This is a genomic window from Janthinobacterium sp. SUN128 (assembly GCF_030587275.1).
GTDB lineage: Bacteria > Pseudomonadota > Gammaproteobacteria > Burkholderiales > Burkholderiaceae_D > Janthinobacterium > Janthinobacterium lividum.
Map to the genome: position 1 here is coordinate 2,198,184 of NZ_JAPWHY010000001.1, position 22,876 is coordinate 2,221,059.

At 64.5% G+C, this 22,876-nt stretch carries 18 protein-coding genes; 8 read left to right on the forward strand and 10 right to left on the reverse strand.

The annotated features are described in order from the left end of the window. Window position 1 precedes the first annotated feature (1 nt). The 4 genes from O3297_RS09985 to ppnN all read right to left on the reverse strand — a co-directional run bounded on the left by O3297_RS09985 (window position 2) and on the right by ppnN (window position 4,443). Window positions 2-694, reverse strand: a complete 693-nt coding sequence (locus tag O3297_RS09985) for an amino acid ABC transporter permease (protein ID WP_251348357.1) — start codon at window positions 692-694, stop codon at window positions 2-4. Between the two features lie 91 nt (window positions 695-785). Next, window positions 786-1,592 carry a transporter substrate-binding domain-containing protein gene (locus O3297_RS09990; protein WP_305048568.1) on the reverse strand — a complete coding sequence of 269 codons (807 nt, stop codon included), beginning with the start codon at window positions 1,590-1,592 and terminating at the stop codon, window positions 786-788. 209 nt (window positions 1,593-1,801) lie between these two features. Beyond that, window positions 1,802-2,869: a LacI family DNA-binding transcriptional regulator gene (locus tag O3297_RS09995; RefSeq protein ID WP_305048569.1), complete on the reverse strand. Its 1,068-nt coding sequence runs from the start codon at window positions 2,867-2,869 to the stop codon at window positions 1,802-1,804. Between the two features lie 203 nt (window positions 2,870-3,072). Further along, window positions 3,073-4,443, reverse strand: a complete 1,371-nt coding sequence (ppnN, locus tag O3297_RS10000) for a nucleotide 5'-monophosphate nucleosidase PpnN (RefSeq protein ID WP_070254173.1) — start codon at window positions 4,441-4,443, stop codon at window positions 3,073-3,075. Between the two features lie 311 nt (window positions 4,444-4,754). Between ppnN and O3297_RS10005 the strand changes: the two genes are divergently transcribed. The 4 genes from O3297_RS10005 (at window position 4,755) to O3297_RS10020 (ending at window position 9,184) form a co-directional block, all read left to right on the forward strand. Further along, a complete protein-coding gene (locus O3297_RS10005; protein ID WP_034782952.1) occupies window positions 4,755-6,260 on the forward strand; it encodes a peptide MFS transporter in 1,506 nt (501 codons plus the stop codon). 130 nt (window positions 6,261-6,390) lie between these two features. After that, window positions 6,391-7,083 (forward strand): UPF0149 family protein, encoded by a 693-nt coding sequence (locus O3297_RS10010; RefSeq protein WP_305048570.1) that lies wholly within the window; start codon window positions 6,391-6,393, stop codon window positions 7,081-7,083. Between the two features lie 12 nt (window positions 7,084-7,095). Beyond that, window positions 7,096-8,790 (forward strand): hypothetical protein, encoded by a 1,695-nt coding sequence (locus O3297_RS10015; protein WP_305048571.1) that lies wholly within the window; start codon window positions 7,096-7,098, stop codon window positions 8,788-8,790. Between the two features lie 13 nt (window positions 8,791-8,803). After that, window positions 8,804-9,184 (forward strand): hypothetical protein, encoded by a 381-nt coding sequence (locus O3297_RS10020; RefSeq protein WP_305048572.1) that lies wholly within the window; start codon window positions 8,804-8,806, stop codon window positions 9,182-9,184. A gap of 9 nt (window positions 9,185-9,193) precedes the next feature. Here O3297_RS10020 and O3297_RS10025 read toward each other — a convergent pair whose 3' ends face one another. From O3297_RS10025 to O3297_RS10040, 4 genes are all read right to left on the reverse strand, one after another. Beyond that, on the reverse strand, window positions 9,194-11,707 hold the full coding sequence (locus O3297_RS10025) for a TonB-dependent siderophore receptor (RefSeq protein ID WP_305048573.1): 2,514 nt from the start codon (window positions 11,705-11,707) through the stop codon (window positions 9,194-9,196). A 100-nt stretch (window positions 11,708-11,807) separates the two neighbouring features. After that, a complete protein-coding gene (locus O3297_RS10030; RefSeq protein ID WP_370385390.1) occupies window positions 11,808-12,812 on the reverse strand; it encodes a FecR domain-containing protein in 1,005 nt (334 codons plus the stop codon). Next, window positions 12,802-13,323 carry a sigma-70 family RNA polymerase sigma factor gene (locus O3297_RS10035; protein ID WP_251348349.1) on the reverse strand — a complete coding sequence of 174 codons (522 nt, stop codon included), beginning with the start codon at window positions 13,321-13,323 and terminating at the stop codon, window positions 12,802-12,804. Before O3297_RS10035 ends, O3297_RS10030 begins: the two co-directional genes overlap by 11 nt. A 215-nt stretch (window positions 13,324-13,538) precedes the next feature. Further along, the gene (locus tag O3297_RS10040; RefSeq protein WP_034755374.1) at window positions 13,539-13,766 is read right to left on the reverse strand and encodes a hypothetical protein; all 228 of its coding nucleotides are present in this window, start codon (window positions 13,764-13,766) and stop codon (window positions 13,539-13,541) included. 146 nt (window positions 13,767-13,912) lie between these two features. On the opposite strand from O3297_RS10040, the gene O3297_RS10045 reads away from it, so the two are divergent. Beyond that, window positions 13,913-15,106, forward strand: coding sequence for a prenyltransferase/squalene oxidase repeat-containing protein (locus O3297_RS10045; RefSeq protein ID WP_305048574.1), 1,194 nt, complete (start codon window positions 13,913-13,915; stop codon window positions 15,104-15,106). Beyond that, window positions 15,099-16,028, forward strand: a complete 930-nt coding sequence (locus O3297_RS10050) for an AAC(3) family N-acetyltransferase (protein ID WP_305048575.1) — start codon at window positions 15,099-15,101, stop codon at window positions 16,026-16,028. The genes O3297_RS10045 and O3297_RS10050 overlap by 8 nt, the downstream gene beginning before the upstream one ends. Before the next feature lie 56 nt (window positions 16,029-16,084). Here O3297_RS10050 and O3297_RS10055 read toward each other — a convergent pair whose 3' ends face one another. Continuing rightward, complete coding sequence (locus O3297_RS10055; RefSeq protein WP_305048576.1) at window positions 16,085-18,352, reverse strand: OPT family oligopeptide transporter; 2,268 nt, start codon at window positions 18,350-18,352, stop codon at window positions 16,085-16,087. A gap of 199 nt (window positions 18,353-18,551) precedes the next feature. Here O3297_RS10055 and O3297_RS10060 point away from each other — a divergent pair, with 199 nt between their 5' ends. Then, complete coding sequence (locus O3297_RS10060) at window positions 18,552-20,876, forward strand: penicillin-binding protein 1A (RefSeq protein WP_305048577.1); 2,325 nt, start codon at window positions 18,552-18,554, stop codon at window positions 20,874-20,876. A 43-nt stretch (window positions 20,877-20,919) separates the two neighbouring features. Here the strand turns inward: O3297_RS10060 and O3297_RS10065 are convergent, their stop codons facing one another. Continuing rightward, the gene (locus O3297_RS10065) at window positions 20,920-21,576 is read right to left on the reverse strand and encodes a TetR/AcrR family transcriptional regulator (protein ID WP_305048578.1); all 657 of its coding nucleotides are present in this window, start codon (window positions 21,574-21,576) and stop codon (window positions 20,920-20,922) included. 375 nt (window positions 21,577-21,951) lie between these two features. Between O3297_RS10065 and O3297_RS10070 the strand changes: the two genes are divergently transcribed. Next, window positions 21,952-22,866, forward strand: a complete 915-nt coding sequence (locus tag O3297_RS10070) for a triacylglycerol lipase (protein ID WP_305048579.1) — start codon at window positions 21,952-21,954, stop codon at window positions 22,864-22,866. Window positions 22,867-22,876 lie beyond the last annotated feature (10 nt).

The following is a 22,876-nucleotide window of genomic DNA, read 5'->3' on the forward strand; positions in this document are numbered from 1 at the left end:
GTCATGCTCCCATGCGCACCGCGCCCAGACGGCGGCGGCGTTTGAAGACGATCTGGCCCAGCACCCAGAAACCGAAGCGGAACAGCAGGGCCAGCAGGATGTACAGCACCATCACGACGATGTAGATCTCGAAACTGCGGAAGGTTTCCGAGTCGAGCAGGTGGGCCGCGGCGGTCAGCTCTTCGGCGGAAATGGCCGACACGACGCTCGAGGCAAGCATCATCAGCGTGAACTGGCTGGCCAGCGCCGGATACACTTTTTCCAGCGCCGGCAGCAGCACTACGTGGCGCATCACCTGCCAGCGCGTCATGCCCAGCGCCTGCGCCGCCTCCAGCTGCGACGGATGCACGGCGCCGATACCGGCGCGCACGATTTCCGCCGCGTAGGCGCCCAGGTTGACCGTCATGGCGACCAGCGCGGCGCCGTTCGCGTCGAGCTGCAGGCCCAGCGACGGCAAGCCGAAGTAAATGATGAACAGCTGCACCAGGAATGGCGTGCTGCGGATGATCTCGACATAGGCGCGCACCACCGCGCGGGCATAGGCGGGACCATTCTTCAGGATGACGGCGGCGCAGACGCCCACCGCCAGCCCCAGCACCATGGACAGGGCGCTCAGGCGTATCGTCAGCGCCGCACCCCACAACAGGCGGTCCAGCGATTGCATGACGAGTTCGAAATGAAATTCATACGGCATACTCAACTCCTTTTCTACGTGCGCATCCCCGGCGACGCCACCATGGCGGCGCGCCGTGCGGACAAACACTCTCCCTGTGCGGGTGGCGGTATCAGAAGGTCGGCAGCGCTGGCAGCGGCGCGCCGCTCCACTTGCGCGCGATGGCGTCGAGTTCGCCGTTCAGCTTGACGTAGTAGATGAAGTTGTTGAGCCACTGGTGCAGTTCGAAGTCGCCGCGGCGCACGGCCATCGAGTTCGGTTGCAGCGAGTAGGCGAAGCGGACCTCGATCTTGCCCGCGCCGCGCGTCTTGATGATGTCGAGCGCCATCGTGCTGGGGATCGAGACGGCATCGACCTGCTTGCTGAGCAAGGCCTGGGTGACGGTGGCGTCATCCTCGAAACGCACGATGCTGGTGCCGACCGGCGCCATGCGGCTCAGCGCCGTGTCATTCGTGGTGCCGCGCGTCACGCCCACCTTCTTGCCTTTCAGGTCGGCCAGGGCCTTGAGTTTGCCGCCGACCGGCGCGACGATCGCCAGCTCAAATGCGCTGTAGGGCATGGTAAACATCAGTGTCTTGGCCCGCTCCGGCGTGGGCGCCAGGGTCGCCACGAGAAAATCGACCTTGCCCGATTCCAGCGACGGCACGCGCGACGGCGCCGTCAGGGGCACCACTTCCACGGGCAGGTTCAGGTATTTGCCGATCAGGTTGGCGACGTCGATGTCATAGCCGACGGGCACGCCCTTGGCGTCGATGCTGCCAAACGGCGGCGTACCGCTGACCACGCCGATGGTCAGCTTGCCTTTCTTGATCAGGTCGCCAAGCGTCTGGGCGCCGGCGTCGGCGGCCGCGCCCAGGGCGCACGTGGCTGCGAGCGCGCAGGCCACGATCTTCGTGTAAAACAATGTAGTCATCTTCATGTTTCCGTCTCCTGTGATCCCGGTACCGGCCTCGTCGAGGCATTTCCGGAATATTGTCAAATGGACGATTCAGATCGTCTCTTGCCGTGTTGTACCAACCTCCTGCCATTGCCCTGCCTTGCCGATTCATGCCCCTTTCCGGTGAAAACACCTTTTATGAAACCGGTTCCATTACTTACCCAAAAAAAAGGGCAAGCGCCCTCTTCCCGTCAATCGCCGTCCTTGCGTATTTCGCTACCCTGGGTAGAATTGCGCACAATCAGCTTGCCTGGCAACAGCACCTCGCGCGGCGGGCACTGATCGCCCTGCAGGCGCGACAGCATGCACGTCATCGCCGAAAAGCCGATTTCATAGGTCTGCTGCTCGATCGTGCTCAGGCCAGCCAGCGGCGACCATGGCAATTCGTCAAAGCCCAGCAAGCCCACGTCTTGCGGCATGCGCAATGCAAGGCGTTGCAGCATCAGCGCCAGTTCCAGCGCGACCATGCCGTTCGATGCCAGCAGCGCCACGCGGCGGCCGCGCCACCGCGCCAGGCATAGACGCACCTGCGCGTCGATGGAAGGCCGGTCGTCCAGGTCCACCGCCAGCACTTCGCCCACGCAGCCAGGATGCTCGGCCATCACGGACTGGAAACCGTCGGCGCGCATCAGGCGCGAACTGACACCCGTCAAGGGCGGCGCGACAAAGGCGATGGCGTCGAAACCCTGCCCGATCAGATGCGCCGTGGCCAGCCGGCCCGCCTGCACATTGTCCAGGCCCACCAGGTCGAAATCGACGCCTTCGATGCGGCGGTCGACCAGCACGATGGGCATGCCCGCCTGCTGCAAATCGGACGACTCGATATTGCGTCCCTGCGTGTTGACGATCAGCCCTTCCACGCTGTACGAGCGCAGCGCGGCAAGCGACTGGCGCTCGCGCAGTTCGTCATTGCCGGTATTACACAGAATCAAGGTATAGCCATGCTGCTGGCAAGCCGCCTCCACGCCTTGCAGCACGGCCACCGTGTAGGGATTGAGCATGTCCGCCACGACCATGCCGATCAGGCGCGTGCGTCCACGCTTGAGGCCGCGCGCCATCTGGTTCGGCTGGTAGCCGAGGCGCGCGATGGTGCTGGTGATCTGCTGGCGGATGTTCTCGGACAGGGCATCGAGTTCGCCGCCGAGAAAGCGCGACACGCTCGTCTTCGACACGCCCGCCTCGCGCGCCACCTGGGCGATGGTCACGGGCCGGGCCGGCTCGCCGGAGACTGTTTTTTTGCTGCCGCGTACTGAATCCAAGGTTGCTCTCCACTACCTGTTGATATGCATATTTTTATTTTGGAACCGGTTCCAAAGATAGCACCCACGAATCGATGACGCAAGCGATTTGATTGCCTGTGGCGGCGAAGGAACACGATGGGGGCATGGCCGGGAACGCGGATGAAAGGCGCCGCCCTCCCCTTGCACACGCAGGGGGCGGGCGGCGCTGCTTGAAAAACGACTTACTGGACCACGGTATAGCAAGGCACGTATGCCGTGCCCGCCAGCTTCATGCGGTGCTGCGCCACGAAGGAAGCGAGCAGCGCGTCCATGGGACCGGCGATGGATTTGTCGCCGTGGATCTCGAAATTGCCGTGCTTTTCGATCGAGCGGATGCCGTCATCCTTGACGTTGCCCGCCACCACGCCGGAAAATGCGCGGCGCAGCTGGGCCGCCAGCAAGTGCGTGGGCTGGTTCTTGTGCAGGCTCAGGTTGCGCATGTTTTCATGCGTGGGCTGGAACGGCTTCTGGAATTCGTGGTCGATCTTCAGCAGCCAATTGAAGTAATACGCGTCGCTGTGCGCCTTGCGGAATTCGCGCACCTGGCGTATGCCTTCGAGCATTTCGCGCGCCACCAGCTCCGGGTCGTCGATGATGATCTTGTAGCGCTGCTGCGCTTCCGGGCCCAGCGTGTCGCTGATGAACTGGTTGATCTGCACGAAGTACTCGCGCGAGGTTTCCGGCCCAGTGAAGATCAGCGGGAAAGGAATCTCGGCGTTGTCCGGGTGCAGCAGGATGCCGAGGATATACAAAATCTCTTCGGCCGTGCCGGCGCCGCCGGGGAATACGACGATGCCGTGGCCCGCGCGCACGAACGCTTCCAGGCGCTTCTCGATGTCCGGCATGATGACGAGGTCGTTGACGATGGGGTTCGGCGACTCGGCCGCGATGATGCCCGGTTCGGTGATGCCAAGGTAACGGCCATTGTGCAGGCGCTGCTTGGCGTGGCCGATGGTGGCGCCCTTCATGGGGCCCTTCATGGCGCCGGGGCCGCAACCGGTACAGATATCGAGGCCGCGCAAGCCCAGCTGGTAGCCCACTTCCTTCGAATAATTGTATTCGGCGCGGTTGATCGAGTGGCCGCCCCAGCACACGACCAGGTTCGGGTTGAGCTGGGTTTGCAGCACGTTGGCGTTGCGCAGGATGTGGAAGACGGCGTCCGTCACGCCTTCCGTGCTCTGCAAGTCGAATTTCGGGTTACCCGTCACTTCATCGCTGACGAAGATGATGTCGCGCAGCACGGCAAACAGGTGCTCGTGGATGCCCTTGATCATCTTGCCGTCGACAAAGGCGATGGCTGGCGCACCCTTGATGTCGAGCTTGATGCCGCGCTCGCGCTGGATGATGGAGATTTCAAACGACTGGTAGCGCTCCAGCAGGGCGCGGCCATCGTCGATGGTGCTGCCGCAATTGAGCACTGCCAGCGCGCAGCGGCGGAAAGTGTTGTACAGGCCGCCCTGGCTGGTGTCGAGCAGTTTGTTGACTTCAGTCTTGGAGAGCACGTCCAGGCGGCCTTCCGGTGAAACCAGAGTATCGATAACGTCGTGTTCCATAATGCGAAAAATCCCTTTAAAAATCGATGCTCGAAGGTCTTGCAGCCTTAATATACGACAAGTCAGGCAAGTTGTGCTGTGCCGCCGCAAAATCGCCCGGGCCGCCCTTGCCTGCAAACCGGTTTGACTAATATGAAACAGTCATTCTTGCTAATGCGAATCGAAATCTTCGCTCAGCGCAATTTGTAGATTAGAATGCCAGCCTATTGGAATTCCCGTGCGTGAGGTTCTTCATGAGAGTCCCCGCCGCCCGCAGGCTTCCATAAGTTCGTTGTATCGATTGACTATAATAATTTTTCAGGAGGAACCGCATGAGCGGTGCGACTACGCCCAACAAGGAAGCCGTTATTCCCGAGTTCAAGCAGATTATGGGCCATCCAAGCCCATTGTGGATGTTGTTCATGACTGAATTCTGGGAACGCTTCGCGTTCTACGGAGTTCGCTGGGCGCTGGTACTGTACATCGTTGCCCAGTTCCACGGCGGCGACGGTTCGGGACAGGCTGCGGCCAACCTTACCTATGGTTCCTTCCTCGCGCTGGTGTACGCCGGCGCCCTGTTCGGCGGCTACATCGCCGACCGGGTCATCGGTTACCAGCGCTCCATCCTGCTGGGCGCCGTCTTCATGGCTGCCGGCCTGTTCTGCATCTCGGTACCGAACCAGGACATCTTCAACCTGGGCCTGGCCACCATGATCGTCGGTAACGGCATGTTCAAACCGAACATCTCGACCATGGTCGGCAAGCTGTACACGACAGCCGATCCGCGCCGCGACAGTGGCTTCACGATCTTCTACATGGGTATCAACATGGGCGCCATGGTTGCCCCTGTCTTCACCCAGTGGCTGGCCGAGTCGATCTTCGGCACCAGCGCCATGCCTTCGTACAAGATGGTCTTCATGGCGTCCGGTTTCGGCATGCTCATCAGCCTGGTATGGTTCGCCATCGGCCGCCGCGCCCTGAAGGGCATCGGCGCTCCGGAAGCCGGCGCAGGCAACCCGATGCGCGTCATCTGGGTGGCCGTCGGCTCCCTGTGCGTGATCCCGCTCGTGTACTTCCTGCTGACCGTCGGCGCTGAAAAACTGCAAATCGTCCTGACCGCGCTGTTCATCGGCCTGGCCGTGATGCTGATGATCGAAGGCATACGCAACGGTAAAGTTGCGCGTGACCGCGTTATCGCCATGCTGCTGATCTTTGTCTTCAACATCCTGTTCTGGATGTTCTTCGAACAGGCAGGCAGCTCGTTTACCTTCCTGGCTGACAAGATCGTCAACCGCGACCTGGGCTTCTGGATCTTCCCGACCGCCTACTTCCAGACCGTCAACTCGGTCGCCATCATCGTCTTCGCGCCGATCATCGCCGCCGTCTGGGTCTTCCTGGCGCGCCACAACGTCAATCCTTCGATCCCGCGCAAATTCGGCCTGGGCTTGCTGGGCAATGCCCTGGCCTTCGGTTTGCTGATCTTCGCTCTGTCGAGCCTGGTTGGCGCCGATAACAAGATCCCGTTCTGGACCCTGGCCACCGTGTACGTGCTGCAATCGATCGGCGAGCTGTGCCTGTCGCCTATCGGCCTGTCGATGGTCACCAAGCTGGCGCCAGTGCGCCTGGTCGGCCTGGGCATGGGCGGCTGGTTCCTGTCGACCGGTATCGGCAACAACCTGTCGGGCATCTTCGCCAGCCACGTCAGCGGCGAAAGCGGCATGTCGGTGCAATCGGCACTGTCCGGCTACACCTTCGGCTTCTGGTCCCTGCTGGGCGCCGGCGTCGTGCTGTTCCTGATCGCACCGTTGATCAACAAACTGATGCACGGCGTGAAGTAAGTTTTCTGCCATAGCTGACAACGGCGGCCTGCGGGCCGCCGTTTTTCATTCCAGCGCCGTTTTTCCCATTGCCTGGCGGTACAATACGGCCAGGGCCAGCGGCCATCCACCTACATTACTGAAAAATCCCATGTCCAGCATCTCCACCACCTCGCCCCTCTCCGACGACGAATACGCCGAACTCGACACCCTGCTGGCCGCGCCTGCGCTGGCCAGCCGCGCCATGGACGTGTCGATGCTGGAAGGTTTTCTCACGGCCGTCGCCCTGAACCCGAAACAGATCGCGCCGGAACAATGGCTGCCCTGGGTCTGGGACAAGGCTGCCGGCAGCGCCTTGCCGGCACAGGACGAAGCCAGCGAACGGGCGGCCAGCCTGGCGCAGCGCCACCATGCCTACATGGTCGAATGGCTGGCGAAAGACCCGGACAGTTTCGAGCCCATCTACGTATGCGGCCCCGAATGGAGCGTGCCCGCCTGGTGCGCCGGTTTTGTCCTTGGCACCAGCCTGGACAAACCGCAGTGGGCGGCCCTGGCCGTCAGCCACCCGCAATACCTGGCGCCGTTCCAGCACCTGGCCACGGCCGGCGAACTCGATGACGATGCGGCCGAAACGGCCATGGATGGCGTGATTCCTTCCGTGATCGCCATCAACGCCGCCTGGGCGCGCCAGCGCCACCTGAAAAGCCAGGCACACAGCCAGCCCGGCGCCACCGTCCTGCGCGAAGTGCCGAAGACGGGCCGCAACGACCCGTGCCACTGCGGCAGCGGCAAAAAGTACAAGAAATGCTGCGCCGACGCCGATAGCGCGGCCAGCCAAGGCTAAGGCGACGCCAGCTTGCGCCAGCTACTGACGGCCATCCTGCGCTTCCTGCTGCGCCACGCGCTGCAGTTCGCCCTGTTCATCGTCATCCTGCTGGCCGGACGCTTGCTGCTGGCCGAATGGCGCGCCTACAGCGCCAGCAGCGAGACCATCGCCGCGCTCAGGCTGGCCGCCGACGGCGCCGACAAGCATGGCGCTGGCCTGGCCACCGCGGCCACGGCCCGCGTCAACGCCCTGCAAAAGACCTCACAAACGGCCATCACGGCCCGCCTGGCGCAAGTCCAGGCGCAATTGGCGGCCTTGCGCGCGCGGCAGCAGCCATCGCTGTTTACCCTGCCCCTGCCCGATACGAACACCCTGGCCCTGCACGCGCAGGAGGAAGCCACGCGCCGCGTGGAGATCGAAGTGCTGGCGCAGGAAGCCCGCTATCTGACCGCCCTGCAAGCGGCCCTGAGCGGCGAAGATGCGCGGCAGACGCTGGCGCGCCTGCACGCGGCACACGTGAGCGCGTATGCGGCGCTGCAGCACAAGCTGCGCCAGCGCCGGGAACTGGAAGCGCGGCACCCGCTGGCGGCCCGCTTGCCCGGCAGCGACGCTTACGCGCAGCTGTCGCTGCTGGAAGCGCAGGGGCAGCGTTTGCGCGAGATCAATCTGCAAGCCTACCAGGCCTGGGCGGCGCAGCGCGCACGCACCGGCAACGCCGCCCGTCCGGCGCCGTTTGCCATCGACGAGCAAGCCTTGAGGGGCGTCCTGGCACCCGTACAAAAGGCCATCGCGGCCGGTGAAGGACAACTGGCGCGCAACTGGATCGGGCGCTGGCGCGCGCCCGTCATGGACGTGGCGCCCACGGCCGCCCTGCTGGTACTGTCGGCCATCCTGCTGCCCGCCGCCATCAAGGCCTTCTTTTACTTCGTGCTGGCGCCCGTCGCTTGCCGTTTGCCGCCGCTGTCGATCGCGCGCGAACTGCAAGTCGCGGGCAGTTCACTGCCACTGCCGCCGCATGGAGAGTCGCGCATTTCCGCCGTCTCGCAAGGTTTGCTGCTGCAGCCCGGCCAGCAGATGCTGATCCATCCCGAATACCTGCAATCGTCGCCCGTCAGCAGCACCAAGCGCACACAGTGGCTGCTGGACTGGCGCTTCCCGTTCACCAGCCTGGCCGCCGGCATGGTGGCGCTGACGCGGCTGGAAAGCGAAACGACGGCATCCGTGACGATTTCCGCCAGCGACGACCCGCTGCTGGAAGTGGCCGTCGTCCACCTGCCGGCCGGCAGCGCCCTCGTGTTCCAGCCACGGGGACTGGTCGGCTTGATCACCGATGCGGGCCAGCCTTTGGCGATCAGCAGCCACTGGCGCCTGGGCAGCCTGCACGCCTGGCTCACCCTGCAGCTGCGCTTCATCGTCTTTCGCGGCCCCGTCACCCTGATCGTGCGCGGCTGCCGCGGCGTGCGCCTGGAACGGGCCGGCCAGGGCCGCTCCATCAGCCAGTCCGCCACCCTGGGTTTTACCACCGACGTGCTGTATTCGACCCTGCGCAGCGAAACCTTCATCCCCTATTTGCGCGGCCAGCAGGCGTTGCTCAACGACCGCTTCGACGGCGACAACGGCGTCTACCTGTACGAAGAAACCCCGCGCCACGGCAAGCAGCCGGGCAAGGTGGGCAGCTGGTTCGAGGGTTTTACGGACGCCATATTGAAAGTGTTCGGCATCTAGCCGAGGAAACCATATGAACGACTTCCTGTTTGCCGATTTTCTCGAGGACCAGGCCGCGTATGCGGCGGCAGAGGCCTACTGGCAGGCTCGCCTGGCCTTCCTCGACGGGCAGTGCACGGCTTATCTGCGCACCGCGTTTGCCAATGGCCAGCCGTTCCATGACGGCAATCCCATCGTCAACCTGGCGGACAGAAACGCCGGCAAGGCGGCGCGCATCGTGCAGCAATGCCCGCATGAATTCGGCCACGGCTACACGAGCTTCGAGCAAGCCATCGAGCTGGCCGGCAGCGATGGACACCGCCCGGCGCAGGAAAAGATCATCGTGCTGACCTTGACGCGGGAAACGGCGCAGCGCGCCGAGGATGAATTGCGCGCCTGGTTTGCGCCAGCGTAGGGCTGCCGGCTACCAGAGGTATGCCACGCGCACGCCGACATTGCGCTGCTCGCCGTAATTGCAGGCCCGCGCCGAGAAACACGAGGCGACATGGTATTTATCGAACAGATTCTTGACCGTCATGCTCACGCTCAGGCCGCGCCAGTCGCTGCGCGCCTGCCCCAAGTCATAGCGCAGCGACAGGTCGGCCAAGGTGAACGCCGGTACCTGGAAGGTGTTCTCCGCGTCACCCCAACTGGCTCCCACGTGGCGCACGCCAGCGCCGGCCGACAGGCCGCGCAAGCCGCCAACGAAGGCGTAGTCGGCCCACGCGGAAGCCATCTGCCGGGGCACTTCATACGGCGACTTACCCTGCACGTTCGTGCCCCACATGTCCGGATTCGCCTTCGTCACCTTCAGGGGATTGTAGGTCAGGGACGCCAGCAGTTTCAGCTGGCTGCTCGGCTGCGCCGCCACTTCCATTTCGATGCCGCGCGAGCGTACCTCCCCCTGCTGGATGGAGAAATTCGGGGCGTCCGGGTCTGTCGTCAGCACGTTCTGGCGGCGCAGTTCGAATGCGGCGGCCGTCACGGACAGATGCGCGCCCGGCGCGTATTTCACGCCGACTTCCACTTGCCGGGCCGTTTCCGGCTCGAACGGACGTTCAAGGCGGTCGGCGCCGGAGACGGGCGAGAACGATTCGCTGTAGCTGGCGTAAGGCGCCAGGCCGTTCGCCGCCAGGTAAGTGATGCCGGCGCGGCCCGTGAATGCCGTGGGTTTGCGCACCGTCGTGGCCGATGGCGATACCAGCAGATTGCGCTGCTCCTGGCGCGTCCAGTCCTGGCGCCCGCCCACGGTGAAGACCCATTGACGGTACTGCATGCGGTCTTGCAGGTACGCGCCCAGCTGCCGGTTATGCTCGCGGCGCAGGGCATCGGGCGCCAGCGCCGCCAGGTCCAGCGCGCCGCCATAGACGGGGCGGTAGATATCGATCTGCGGACCGTCGGCGATATACGAGCTGAACGAAGTACTGCTGCGGCTGTAATCGATGCCGGCAACCACCTCATGGCGCAGCGCGCCCGTCGCCACCTGGCCCGTCACGCTGGTGTCGAGCGAGTACACGCTGCCCTTGCCGTCGCGCGTATCAATCTCGCGGTTGGTGACCGCATGGTCGATTAAGTTACCATAACGAAACATGTACTGTTCATGGTTATTCGCGTGCAGGAAGCGGAAGTTCTGCCGGAGCGTCCACCCGCTGTCGAACGTGTGGCGCGCCGCATAGCCCGCCGACGCGACGCGCGTTTCCTCGTGGTCGAAGCCGGGCTCGCCCAGGAATCGCGTCAGCGGCAAGCGGCCGTTAGGATTGCTGCCGTTCAAGGCTTCCCACTGCACGTTAGACGATTGCATGGCGCGATTTTGCTGGAAAAAGCCCAATAAAGTGATGCTGGTGCGGGCGCTCGGCGCCCACGTCAGGCTGGGCGCCAGATAGTAGCGGTCATCCTGCATGTAATCGATCTGCTGGTCCGCCTGGCGCGCCAGCCCCACCAGCCGGTACTGCAGGCTGCCGTCGTCGGCCAGCTTGCCGCCCACGTCGAGGGCCAGCTGCTTGCGCGCGTAGCTGCCGAGCGACAGTTCGACCTGGTTTACCTGGTCCGCTGCGGGGCGCTTGGCGACGAAATTGACGATGCCGCCCGGCGCATTCTGGCCGTACAACACGGACGAAGGGCCCTTCAGCACTTCCACGCGCTCGGCGCCATACGGCTCCACGCCGAAAAAGCCCAGCGTCCCCATCGGCATCAGGCGCATGCCGTCCAGGTAGAACGCGCCCGAGAACTGGCTGAAGCCCCGTACCGACAAGCTGTCGTCGGCAGGATTGGCGCCTGCCGTGTTGCTGCGCAAGCCGGCCGTGTACTGGATGGCGTCGTTCAGGGTGCGCACGCCCTGGTCATCCATGCGTTCGCGCGTGATGACAGAGACCGATTGCGGCACTTCCAGCAGGGAAGCGTCAGTCTTGGTGGCGGTGCTGGCCCGCCGCGCCACATAGCCGCTGGCCTTGCCCCACGGGTTTTCCTCTTCCGCCTGCGCGCTGACCGTCACGGGCGCCATCGTCTGCACGCCATCCGCCGCCGCGCCAGCAGCGGATGCGGTGGAGGCACGCAGCGCATAGCCGCCACCGGCCGTGCGCACCGCTGCCAGCCCGGTGCCGGCCAGCGCCCGCGCCAGCGCGTCGTCCACCGTATAGCTGCCGCTAACGCCTCCGCTGCGCAGCCCTTCCGTCGCGGCCGAGCCAAAGGCGATCAGCAAACCCGCTTCACGTCCCAGCCGGTTCAATGTCGCTTCCAGCGGCCCCGCCGGGATGGCGTAATGACGCAAGGACTCGGGCTGGCCAGAGTGTCCGGCCGTTTGCGCCTGCGCCGGCGCGCCGGCCAGGCTGGCCAGTGCGCCCAGGCACAGGGCGTGCACCAGGTGGGCCAGCGGCTGCATGGCCAACAGGCCCGGTACCCGGCTGCGCGTGGAAGGATGGAGTGTGCTGCGGTCGTTCATGGTATGCCCTCGGATCATGGAATGGGTGGGACGGGCCAAAACCTGCGTCCTCACTTCCATTGACAAGGCAGCGTGCAAAAACAGTCCATGTATTTTCAGTCTATTTTTTCGCCGCGCGCGGCCGCAACGTGACCCAGTAGCGCGTCAGGTAATGCAGCTCGACGGGCAAGGCTTCCACCAGCGCCAATAGCACCCTATCGGTATTGGCCAACGGATAAGCGCCCGATACCAGCAAGTGCGCGAGCGCCGGATCGCATCCCAGGTGGCCGCGCCGGTGGCGCGACAACTCCAGCAGGAAATCGTCCAGGCGCATGTGCGCGGCAACCAGCATGCCGTCGGCCCAGGCGCCAGCGCCGGCATCGAGCGCATGCGCCGCGCCCACGCCGTCGCGCGTAAAACTGCCCTCCTCGCCCGCCCGCAGCACGCGTGGCTGGCGGTCGGCCGCCGCAGGCCGCAGCTCTACGGCCCCCTCCAGCACGCCCACCAGCACAAAGCCCTCGTGCTGGCGCACGATGAATCGCGTGCCCAGCGCGCGCGCCGTACCGTCGGCGGTGTGCACGCGGAAGGGCCGCTGCTGCGCATCGGGCGCCGTCTGCAGCAGCACTTCGCCGCGCAGCAGCTGCACCGCGCGCTCGCTGGCGTCATAGCGCAGTTTGATGGCGCTATCGGTATTGAGCACCAGCGTGCCGCCGTCCGGCAGGCGCACCGTGCGCCGCTCGCCCGTGGCCGTGCTGGCGTCGGCGTTCCACGACTGCCATATGGGTGTCTGGCGCAGCATGGCGGCGCTGCCGCCCGCCATCACCAGCGCCGTGAGCAGGCGCACCGCGCGGCGCCGCTGCGCGCCTGCGGGCGCGGCCAGCGCGGCGCTGGCCAGCGGCGGTGGAATGCCGGCCAGCTGGCCGCTGACCGCTTCGATGCGCTGCCAGGCCCGCTCATGTTCGGCCGCCTCGGCGCGCCAGCGCTGCCACGCCTGCAGCTGTGCGGCAGTGGCGTCGCCGCCCTGCAGCGCCAGCCACCACTGCACGGCCCGCCGTGCCACGGCGGGCGCCACGCTTCCGGCGATACCCGTTCCGTCCAGGGCGAGGCTTGCTTCCTCATCCATCATGCTGCTCCGGGAAAAAGCAGCGCAGGGCCGCCCTGGCCAGATGGCGCTTGACGGTGGACAGGGAAATGCCCAATTCGGCGGCGACCTCCTGCTGCCCCATGCCGTCGAGCTGCACCAGCAGGAAGGCTTGCCGGGCCTGCGCCGGCAGCCCGGCCAGGCGCCGGTCCAGTTCCACCAGCCGTTCGAGGAACATCAGGCGCACTTCGGGCGGCGGCGCCACCGGCTCCGGCATCAGGGCAAGGGCGTCGAGGTAGGCTTGCTCGATGGCGCGCCGGCGCACATGGTTGATCAGCAGGTTGCGGGCGATCGTCGTCAGGTACGCGCGCGGCTCCTGCACGCCCTGCATGCCCTGCGGCGCGAGCACGCGCAGGAAGGTGGCCTGCGCCAGGTCGGCCGCGTCGAAGGCGTTGCCCACCTTGCGCTGCAGCCAGCCGCGCAACCAGCCATGGTGCTGGCGATACAGAATGGCGATGTCATCGAAATCATGCAGGGAGACGTGGTCGGCGGACATGGAGCGGCGGGTCTGGCTGGCAGCGCAAACTTAATGAGAATTATTCTCAATTATAGGCAAAAGTGGGCATCTCGACAAGATCCGTGCCGACGATACCCGGCCCTGACACTGGCTTCCGAAGTAACAGCCGATTCCGGTCTTGCGGTCCGCAGCGCCGATATCTCTCACTTGCCGGGCCGCCAAAGTACGACGCGAGGAAGCGCGCAACTTGCGCGCTACGCCGCAATCGAATGCGACACCGTCAGCCACTCGCCCGGCTGCAGATTCGCCGCCGCCTCGCGCGTGGCCAGCACGCTGTCCGGGTCCAGGTCGGAGCGTTTCAGCTTGTAGGAATAGGCGAAATCGTCGGCATCGAATGCCTGTCCCGCCTTGACGTAGTACTTGAAGCCGACAAAGGAGTCGGGATTGGTGACGACCGAGTACTCAAGCGTGACATTGTTCATGGCGGGCCTCGTCAACGGTGGTGAGGCATCCATTATGCGTCAATTCCGGCGGCAGCGATGCGACGACAAAACCTTGCGGCAAGTCAATCGGCATAGCAGCTGCCAGCGCTACAGTAGCCGGAGCCAACCACCACGCCATCGCTGCCATGCGCACCTTGCTCACGAAGATCCGAAATACACTGGCGCCGCAGGCGGGCCTGCCGGCAGCGGCGCGCATGGAGCGCCTGTCGGACCGGCGCGGCTTGCCTGCCTTCGACCCCGGCCCGCAAGCCGTCGTCAAGGCCTGCACGGCCTGGCTATGCGCGGCGCAGGACAATTCCAGATCAAACGACGGCGGCGTCGCGCGCGACTACAGCCTGCTGACAGGCTGGTCGAGCTCCTACCCGGAGACCACCGGCTACATCATCCCCACCCTCATCGCCCTGGCGCAGCGCACGGGCGACGAGGCTGGGGATGATGCGCTGCACGGACGCGCGCGGCGCATGCTCGACTGGTGCGTGGCCATCCAGTTCCCGGAAGGCGCTTACCAGGGCGGGAAGATCAATTCCACGCCGCGCGTGCCCGTCACCTTCAACACGGGCCAGATCCTGCTTGGCCTGGCCGCCGGCGTGCAAGCGTACGGCGCGGCATACCAGGATGCCATGCACCGCGCGGCAAGGTGGCTGCGCGACAGCCAGGATACCGATGGCTGCTGGCGCAGGCATCCGACCCCGTTCGCCAGCGCCGGCGACAAGGCCTATGAAACGCACGTGGCGTGGGGACTGTTCGAAGCGGACCGCGTCGCGCCGGGCCACGGCTATGGCGCGGCCGGCCTGCGCCAGGTCGACTGGGCGCTGACCAAACAGCGTCCCAACGGCTGGTTCGCCTCGAATTGCCTGGACAACCCGCTGCAGCCCCTGACCCATACCATCGGCTACGCCTTGCGCGGCCTGCTCGAAGCGCACCGCTTTTCGGCGCGCGCCGACCTGCTGGACGCCGCCGCGCGCACCGGAACGAGCATCGCCAGGGCCGTGGCGGCCGACGGCCACCTGGCCGGCCGCCTCGGTCCCGACTTCCAGCCAGGGGCCGGCTACGCCTGCCTCACGGGTTCCGCGCAAAACGCGCATTGTCTGTTCTTGCTGTACCAGATCACGGGCGAACGGCGCTACCTCGATGCGGCTCGCCGCCTGAATAGTTTCGTGCGGCGCTCGGTCAGCATCGACGGTCCCGCACACGCGCGCGGCGGCGTCAAGGGCTCGTTTCCCGTCGATGGCGACTACGGCACCTGGGCTTACCTGAACTGGGCCGCCAAATTCTGCATCGATGCCAACCTGCTGGAAATGGACATCGGCGATGCTTGAACATGCAAGAAACGCCATCCACGCCGCGCTGGAAGCATGGCGCCGCGCCGCCAGCGCCCGGCACATGCGCCACAGCGCGCCCCATGTGACGCGCGCCGGGTTGGCCGCCGGTCTGGCGCGGCTGGGCGTGGCGCCAGGCGATACGCTGTTCGTGCATTCATCGCTGAAAAGCCTCGGCTACGTGGAAGGCGGCGCGCTGGCCGTGATAGGCGCCCTGCAGGACGCCGTCGGCCCGCAAGGCACCCTGCTGCTGCCCACCTATTATCTGCCGGGCGGCACGCTGCGCGCCACCTGCGCCATGCCAGGCTATGTGTTCGACCCGCGCCGCCATGGCACGCACATGGGGCGCCTGCCGGAAGCCTTCCTGGCCAGCGATGCGATCCATCGCAGCATCCACCCGACCCACTCCGTGTCCGCGTGGGGCCGCCATGCAGCATATCTCACCGAGGCGCATCACCGCGCGCCCTCGATCTTCGGCATCGACTCGCCCTGGCAGCGTTTCATCGGCTGCGACCACGCGAAGGTGCTGGGCCTCGGCATTTCCATGGGACCGGTGACGTTCTATCATGCGCTGGAAGACGCCATGGGCGACGCCTTTCCCGTGCCCGTATGGGAAGACGATACAAAGCTGCTGGCTTGCCTGGACCACGCGGGCCGTCGCTGGGAAGTGCCCGTGCGCCCTTTCGAGCCGGCAGTCGCGCAGCGCCGCATCGACCAGCCCGGCCGCGGCGACCTGCGCGATTACTTTCATCGGGAATTCGATGCCGCCGGGCTGCGCGTCAACGGGCAAGTGGGCGATGCGGCGTCGTGGTGCATTCCGGCGCAGGCGTTCTATGCGCACCTGCACTGGCTGGCAATTGAACACGTGACGATCTACGCGAGCGCGGCGCAACTGGCGGCGCGGCCCATCGGGCGCGCATAAAAAAACCGCCCGGATCGTCATGACGCCGGGCGGTTTTCCTTGGGTTGGCTACAACATCAAGCCTGCGAACTGCCTACTTTCTTCTCGCGCGCCACGATATACAGCAGCACGATGATGGCCGCATACGGCAGCAGGGACAGCGCGTCCGAATGCAGGCCCGCGTAGAACGGGTTGCCGTGCTCTGCCCAGTCGGCCATCATCTGGTCGAAGTGCGTCAGCACGCCGGCCGTGATCGCGATGATGATGCCAGCCAGCGCGCCGCCGGCGATGTAGCCGGAAGCGAGCAGCACGCCCGAACTGCGGTCGCCCGCCAGCTGGCGCTCTTCCTCGTTCAGTTTCGCGTTGTGTTCCAGCTTGTTGTTGCGGCGGTCCGCCAGCCAGCGCACCAGGCCACCGACGAAGATCGGCAAGGTGGACGACAGCGGCAGGTACACGCCCACGGAAAACGCCAGCGACGGGATGCCGGCCATTTCCAGCACCACGGCGATCATCACGCCGAACAGCACCAGGGTCCACGGCAGCTGCTGGTCGAGGATGCCCTTGATGATGTAGGACATCAGCACGGCCTTAGGCGCATCGTATTTTTTGACTTCCGAACCGTCAGGACGCTTGCTGTAATGGCCATTGATGCCCGGATCGACCAGGTAAGCCAGCTGGCCGTCTTCCTTGACAAAATACTTGCCGGCCGGGCCGCCCACGGTGTCCGTCTTTTGCCAGACTTTATACGTATTGTGGTCCGTCTCGGCTTGCGGGCCATGCAGTTCGCCCGTCACCGTCAGCTTGGACGCATCGACCGTCAGGCCAGGCGCCACTTGCGCGGCCGGCACGTAGACGGTGCTCGCTTCGTTCAGTTTCAGCAAAATCGGTCCGAGGATCAGGGCCGACGACAGCGCGCCCGCCAGAATCGCGTACTGCTGCAGGCGCGGCGTGGCGCCCACCAGGTAGCCGGTTTTCAAGTCCTGCGACGTGGTGCCCGCATTGCTGGCGGCGATGCAGACGATGGCGCCCACCGACAGGGCCGTCACATAGTAACGCCCGCCCGTCCAGCCCATGATCAGGAAGATCAGGCAGGTGAACAGCAAGGTGGCCACGGCCATGCCGGAGATCGGGTTCGACGACGAACCGATTTCGCCCGTCAGGCGCGACGACACGGTGGCGAACAGGAAGCCGAAGACGAGGATCAGCAGCGCCCCGAGGAAATTCATGTGCAGCGGCGTGGCGAAGGTGATCACGGCGATGATGGACAGGCAGCCGATGATGACCCATTTCAGGGGGATATCCTGGTCCGTGCGCAAGGTGGAATTGGTCTTGACGCCCTTGCCGATGCCCTTCAGGCCGGCCGACAGGCTGCGCCAGATCATGGGCATGGCGCGCACCAGCGAAATCAGGCCGCCGGCGGCCACGGCGCCCGCGCCGATGTACAGCACATAGGCGCTGCGCACGTCGTCGGCGCCCATTTCGCTGATCAACTTGGTGCCTGGCGAAAGCACGGTGGTCAGGCTGTCGCCGAAGAACTTGATCATCGGGATCAGGAGCAGGTACGACAGCACGCCGCCGGCCGCCATGGTGGCGGCGATGCGCGGGCCGATGATATAGCCCACGCCCAGCAACTCGGGCGAAATTTCGGCGCCGATCGAGCCACCCTTCAGCGGCGCGGCAAATTCCACGCCCGGCGTATCCTTCCAGCCCTTGAACGAGATATTGAAGACTTTATACAGCAAGCCGACGGCAAAACCGCCGAAGATGATCTTGGCGCGGCGCTTGGCGTCCAGCGCGGCAGCCGAATCCTTCTCGATGCTTTCGCCGGCGGCGATGCGCGATTCTTCCGTGGCGGCCGCCTTCAGCACCTCGGCGCAAGCCGTGCCTTCGGGGAATTTGAGTTCCTTGTGCTGGTCGACGATCATGGTGCGGCGCATGGGGATCATCATCAGGATGCCCAGCAGGCCACCGAGGACGCCGACCAGCATGACCCGCGAGATTTCCAGGTCGAAGCCGAGGATCAGGATGGCGGGCATGGTCACGCCCAGGCCGAAGGCCAGCGATTCGCCGGCCGAACCGGCCGTTTGCGTGATGCTGTTTTCCAGGATCGACGAATCCTTGCCGCCCACCTTCTTGGCCAGGCCGAACAGGGTGATGGCGATCACGGCGACGGGAATCGAGGCGCTGACGGTCAGGCCCACTTTCAGCACCAGGTACAGCGAGGAGGCGCCAAAGACCATCCCCAGGATGACGCCCATGAACAGCGCTCGGAAGGTCATCTCGGGCAGCTTCGCATCGGCCGGGATGTAGGGCTTCACGACGCTCGGTGTTGCATCTTTTGCCATGAATATTTCCTTAATTTTTAAAAATAAACAGCCCGGATCGACGTCCGGGCTATTTTCTTGAAGCCGAGACTATCGCACAGCCGCGTTTCGATGAAAAGGTTTTTTGCGGCCGGCCCCGCCGCCACGCCCGCACAGGAAGCGCTGGCGCATTGGTCTATAATCGCTGCCACCGTGCCTTGCACGCTCACGTGAGACTGCCTTGACTGCCAAACGAACCGGATTCCCCTGGCCTTCCCGCCGCGCCGCCGTGCGCGGCTTCATCATCGCCGGCTGCGCCGCGCTGGCCGCAGCCGTGCTGCTGGCCGCCTGGCTGTTCCTGTACGTGCGCCCCCGCCTGCCCGAACTGGACGTCATCACGGACTACCAGCCGAAGATACCGCTGCGCGTGTACACGGCCGACAATGTGCTGATCGGCGAGTTCGGCGAAGAGCACCGCGACTTCGTGCCGATCGCGCAAGTGCCGGAAATGATGAAAAAGGCCTTGCTGGCCATCGAAGATGGCCGCTTCTACGAACACCACGGCATCGACTTCGTGCGCGCCGGCGGCGCCGTGCTGTCGAACCTGCGCCACGGCTTTGGCCACGGCGGCGGCTCCACCATCACCATGCAGGTGGCGCGCAACTTCTTCCTGACGCGTGAAAAAGTCGCCTCGCGCAAGCTCAATGAAATCATGCTGGCCCTGAAAATCGAGGCTGCCCTGTCGAAAGACCAGATTCTCGAGCTGTACATGAACCAGATGTACCTGGGCCAGCGCTCGTTCGGCTTCGGCAGCGCGGCGCAGACGTATTTCGGCAAGCCCCTGTCGGAACTGTCGATCGCGGAAATGGCCATGCTGGCCGGACTGCCGCAAAACCCCTCGCGCCACAACCCGATCAGCAATCCGAAAAAGGCGCACGCGCGCCAGCAGCTGGTATTGAAACGCATGCGCGAACTTGATTACATCAGCGAAGGCCAGTACCGGCAGGCGCTGGCCCAACCGCTGCATATCAATACCCGCGGCAAGCAGGGGTTCGACACGCACGCCGAATACGTGGCCGAACTGGCTCGCCAGGCCGTGTTTGCGCAGTTCAAGGAAGACAGCTACACCAAGGGCATCAGCGTCTACACGACGATTTTGAAGGCCGACCAGGACGCGGCCTACGCCTCGACGCGCCGCAACGTCATCGCCTACGACCAGCGCCACGGCTACCGCGGCCCGGAGACCTTCATCGACATGCCGCTTGAGGCCGAGCAGCGCGACGACGCCATCGACGCGGCACTGCAAAAACGCCCGGACAGCGACGGCCTGATCGCCGCCGTCGTCACGGAAGTGGTGAGCGGCAAAGTGATCGCCGACACGGGCGATGGCGACGCCAAGGCCATCACGGGCGACGGCTTGCGCTTTGCCGCCCCGGCGCTGTCCGCCAAGGCGAGCGCCGGCATCAAGCTGCGCCCGGGCGCCGTGATCCGCATCACCCAGGACGCCAAGGGCAACTGGGCCATCACGCAAGTGCCGCTGGTGGCCGCCGCTTTCGTCTCGCTGGACGCGGAGACAGGCGCCTACCACGCCATGGTGGGCGGCTTCGACTACAACCTGCAAAAATTCAACCACGTGACGCAGGCGTGGCGCCAGCCCGGTTCGGCCATGAAACCGTTCGTGTATTCGGCGGCGCTGGAAAAAGGCTTTTCGCCGGCCACCCTGATCAACGACGCGCCGCTGGAAATGCAGGCGGGCGGCAAGGTCTGGGCGCCGCAGAATGACGACTTCAAGTTCGATGGTCCCATCACCATGCGCTACGCGCTGGCGCAGTCGAAGAATGTGGCCTCGGTACGCATCCTGCGCGCGCTGGGCGTGTCGTACACGCACGACTTCATGGAAAAATTCGGCTTCGACCCGGCCCGCCAGCCCAGCAATCTGACCATGGCGCTGGGCACGGGTTCCGTCACGCCCGTGCAGATGGCGGGCGCCTACGCCCTGTTCGCCAATGGCGGCCACCAGGTGGAACCGTATTTGATCGACCGCATCGTCGACGCCAAGGGCACGGTGCTGATGCAGACCAAGCCGCCCGCGCCGAACGACGACAAGACCCTGGCGCTGGACCCGCGCAACGCCTTCGTGATGGACAGCATGCTGCGCGAAGTGGCGCGCACCGGCACGGGCGCGGCGGCGACGAAAAAGCTGGGCCGCAGCGACATCGCCGGCAAGACGGGCACCACCAGCGACGCCGTCGACGGCTGGTTCGCCGGCTATGGCGGCGGCATCGTGGCCGTGGCGTGGATGGGCTATGACGAGCCCAAGTCCCTGGGCGGGCGCGAATTCGGTTCGACCCTGGCCATGCCGATCTGGATCGACTACATGCGCACGGCCCTGTCGGCGCGCCCGCAAATCACGCGCGCCGTGCCGGCGGGCCTGAGCCAGGTCGATGGCGAATGGCTGTACGACGAATTCATCGACATGAACGGTGTGAAAACGCTGGATATGGATGTCGAGACGCCGACGGATCCGGCGGCAGTGCCGGAGACGGTGCCGGTGGAAACGAACTAGTGAAAAAGCCAGGAGATATCCTGGCTTTTTTTCGATGGCGTCCTTACGGCGCCTTGACCATGCTCAAATACCCGCGCACCGTACTGACGACGCTATCGGCGAAATCGTCGACATTGACCTTCGCCGCGCGGTATTTCCAGCGTTTCACGTACCAGTCCTGGAACAGTGCCAGGCAGTGCGCGGCCAGCAAGGTGGGATGGCCCTGCGGCTTCGGCTCGATTTCCCCGATGGTGGCGGCGATCAGGGTCTGCACATACAGTTCCGAATTCTTCGCCATGCTGCGCTGCTCCACCTGCAGCACGCGCGAATCCATGAAGACAAAATAAAACCACGGCTGCAGCACTTCGGACAGGTAGATCGACGAGCGTATCATCGCCTCCAGGCGGTCCAGCGGCGACTTCACGTCGGCGAACAGCAAGGGCAACGCTTGCGTGGCGTGGCGCACCACGTCCTCGATCATTTCAGCCAGTTGGTCCTTGCTGGTGATGTAGCCATACAGGCCGCCCATCGACAGTCCCGTCTCGCGGCACAGGTCACGCAAGCTCATGGCGCGGAAACCCACGTCATTGGCCAGGCGGAAGGTGGCGACGAAGATGCGTTCAAGATTTTCCAGCGCCGGCTTGCGGCGCTTGACGCCGATACGTTCCGCGTGGCGGTCAAGAATATATTCCCAGATGTTTTCGCCATTCAAAGGCGTCATCTGCTGAAACTGTTCAAAATTAAAATGGGTCGACAAGTGCATTCCCAAGTAACGGTGTAGGAGCGATATCCATGCCATGCCTGGACGCGGCATGGCAAGACGGCGGGACGGCTGATGCCGGGCCGATTATAGCTCAGGAAAACAACTATTTGACTTTTCAACTATGCAATGGGCATATAAGCAACGTCAAATTCCCACAGTTATTGCGCTGCATCATGCAATTCAAATGCAATTTAAATCCAGCAGTGCTACATTCAAAAAACCGAGCGCTCGCTATTTTTAATACATCGAGAATGTACAGGAGCGCGCGGTTCATCGCTACAGCATCGACATTTCCACTCATTTCCACTATTAATAATACATAACGGAGACAAAATGAAGACTCGCTTTTGGCAACTGCTATCCACCCTTCTGCTTTCCCTCGCCATCCTGCCCGGCAGCGCCAGCGCCGCCGGCTACACGCAGACGAAGTACCCGATCGTGCTGGTGCACGGCCTGTTCGGCTTCGACAAGCTCGGTCCCGTCGAATATTTTTACGGCGTCCCCGCCGCCCTGCGCAGCGGCGGCGCGCAAGTGTATGTGACCACCGTGTCGGCCGCCAACAGCACGGAAGTGCGCGGCGAACAGCTGCTGTCGCAGGTGCGGCAAATCCTCGCCGCCACCGGCGCGGCCAAAGTCAATTTGATCGGCCATAGCCATGGCGGCCCCACGGCCCGCTATGTCGCCTCCGTGCGCCCCGACCTGGTGGCGTCCGTCACCAGCGTGGCCGGCGTCAACAAAGGCTCCAAGGTAGCCGATATCCTCAGCGGCGCCATACCCAACACCAGCGGCGCGCTGGGCAATGCGCTCGCCTCCCTGATCGGCATTTTGTCGGGCAACAAAGGTTTGCCGCAAAACGCGGGCGCCTCGCTGGCGTCGCTGTCGACGGCCGGCTCGCTGGCTTTCAACAGCCGCCACCCGCAAGGCGTGCCCACCTCCGCCTGCGGCGAAGGCGCCTACCAGGTGCAAGGCGTGCACTACTTTTCGTGGAGCGGCGCGCAACCGTACACGAATGTGCTCGACGTGGGCGACCCGCTGCTGGCCGCCATCAGCCTGGCCTTCGGCGGCGTCAAGAACGATGGCCTGGTCAGCAGCTGCTCCAGCCACCTGGGCAAGGTGATCCGCGACGACTACGCCATGAACCATCTCGATGAAGTCAACCAGTTCGTCGGCATCATCAACCTGTTCGAGACGAACCCCGTCACGGTCTTCCGCCAGCAAGCCAACCGCCTGCAAGGCCTGGGACTGTAAGGAGCCTACG

Excerpts from the sequence above, each read along its gene's own strand:
- O3297_RS10065 (WP_305048578.1), bottom strand. The coding sequence starts at position 21,576 with ATGACGCCTTTGAATGGCGAAAACATCTGGGAATATATTCTTGACCGC.
- O3297_RS10010 (WP_305048570.1), top strand. The coding sequence starts at position 6,391 with ATGTCCAGCATCTCCACCACCTCGCCCCTCTCCGACGACGAATACGCC.
- O3297_RS09990 (WP_305048568.1), bottom strand. The coding sequence starts at position 1,592 with ATGAAGATGACTACATTGTTTTACACGAAGATCGTGGCCTGCGCGCTC.
- O3297_RS10035 (WP_251348349.1), bottom strand. The coding sequence starts at position 13,323 with ATGTCCGCCGACCACGTCTCCCTGCATGATTTCGATGACATCGCCATT.
- O3297_RS10040 (WP_034755374.1), bottom strand. The coding sequence starts at position 13,766 with ATGAACAATGTCACGCTTGAGTACTCGGTCGTCACCAATCCCGACTCC.
- O3297_RS10005 (WP_034782952.1), top strand. The coding sequence starts at position 4,755 with ATGAGCGGTGCGACTACGCCCAACAAGGAAGCCGTTATTCCCGAGTTC.
- O3297_RS10050 (WP_305048575.1), top strand. The coding sequence starts at position 15,099 with ATGCTTGAACATGCAAGAAACGCCATCCACGCCGCGCTGGAAGCATGG.
- ppnN (WP_070254173.1), bottom strand. The coding sequence starts at position 4,443 with ATGGAACACGACGTTATCGATACTCTGGTTTCACCGGAAGGCCGCCTG.
- O3297_RS09985 (WP_251348357.1), bottom strand. The coding sequence starts at position 694 with ATGCCGTATGAATTTCATTTCGAACTCGTCATGCAATCGCTGGACCGC.
- O3297_RS10025 (WP_305048573.1), bottom strand. The coding sequence starts at position 11,707 with ATGAACGACCGCAGCACACTCCATCCTTCCACGCGCAGCCGGGTACCG.
- O3297_RS10055 (WP_305048576.1), bottom strand. The coding sequence starts at position 18,352 with ATGGCAAAAGATGCAACACCGAGCGTCGTGAAGCCCTACATCCCGGCC.
- O3297_RS10070 (WP_305048579.1), top strand. The coding sequence starts at position 21,952 with ATGAAGACTCGCTTTTGGCAACTGCTATCCACCCTTCTGCTTTCCCTC.
- O3297_RS10020 (WP_305048572.1), top strand. The coding sequence starts at position 8,804 with ATGAACGACTTCCTGTTTGCCGATTTTCTCGAGGACCAGGCCGCGTAT.
- O3297_RS10045 (WP_305048574.1), top strand. The coding sequence starts at position 13,913 with ATGCGCACCTTGCTCACGAAGATCCGAAATACACTGGCGCCGCAGGCG.
- O3297_RS10030 (WP_370385390.1), bottom strand. The coding sequence starts at position 12,812 with ATGATGGATGAGGAAGCAAGCCTCGCCCTGGACGGAACGGGTATCGCC.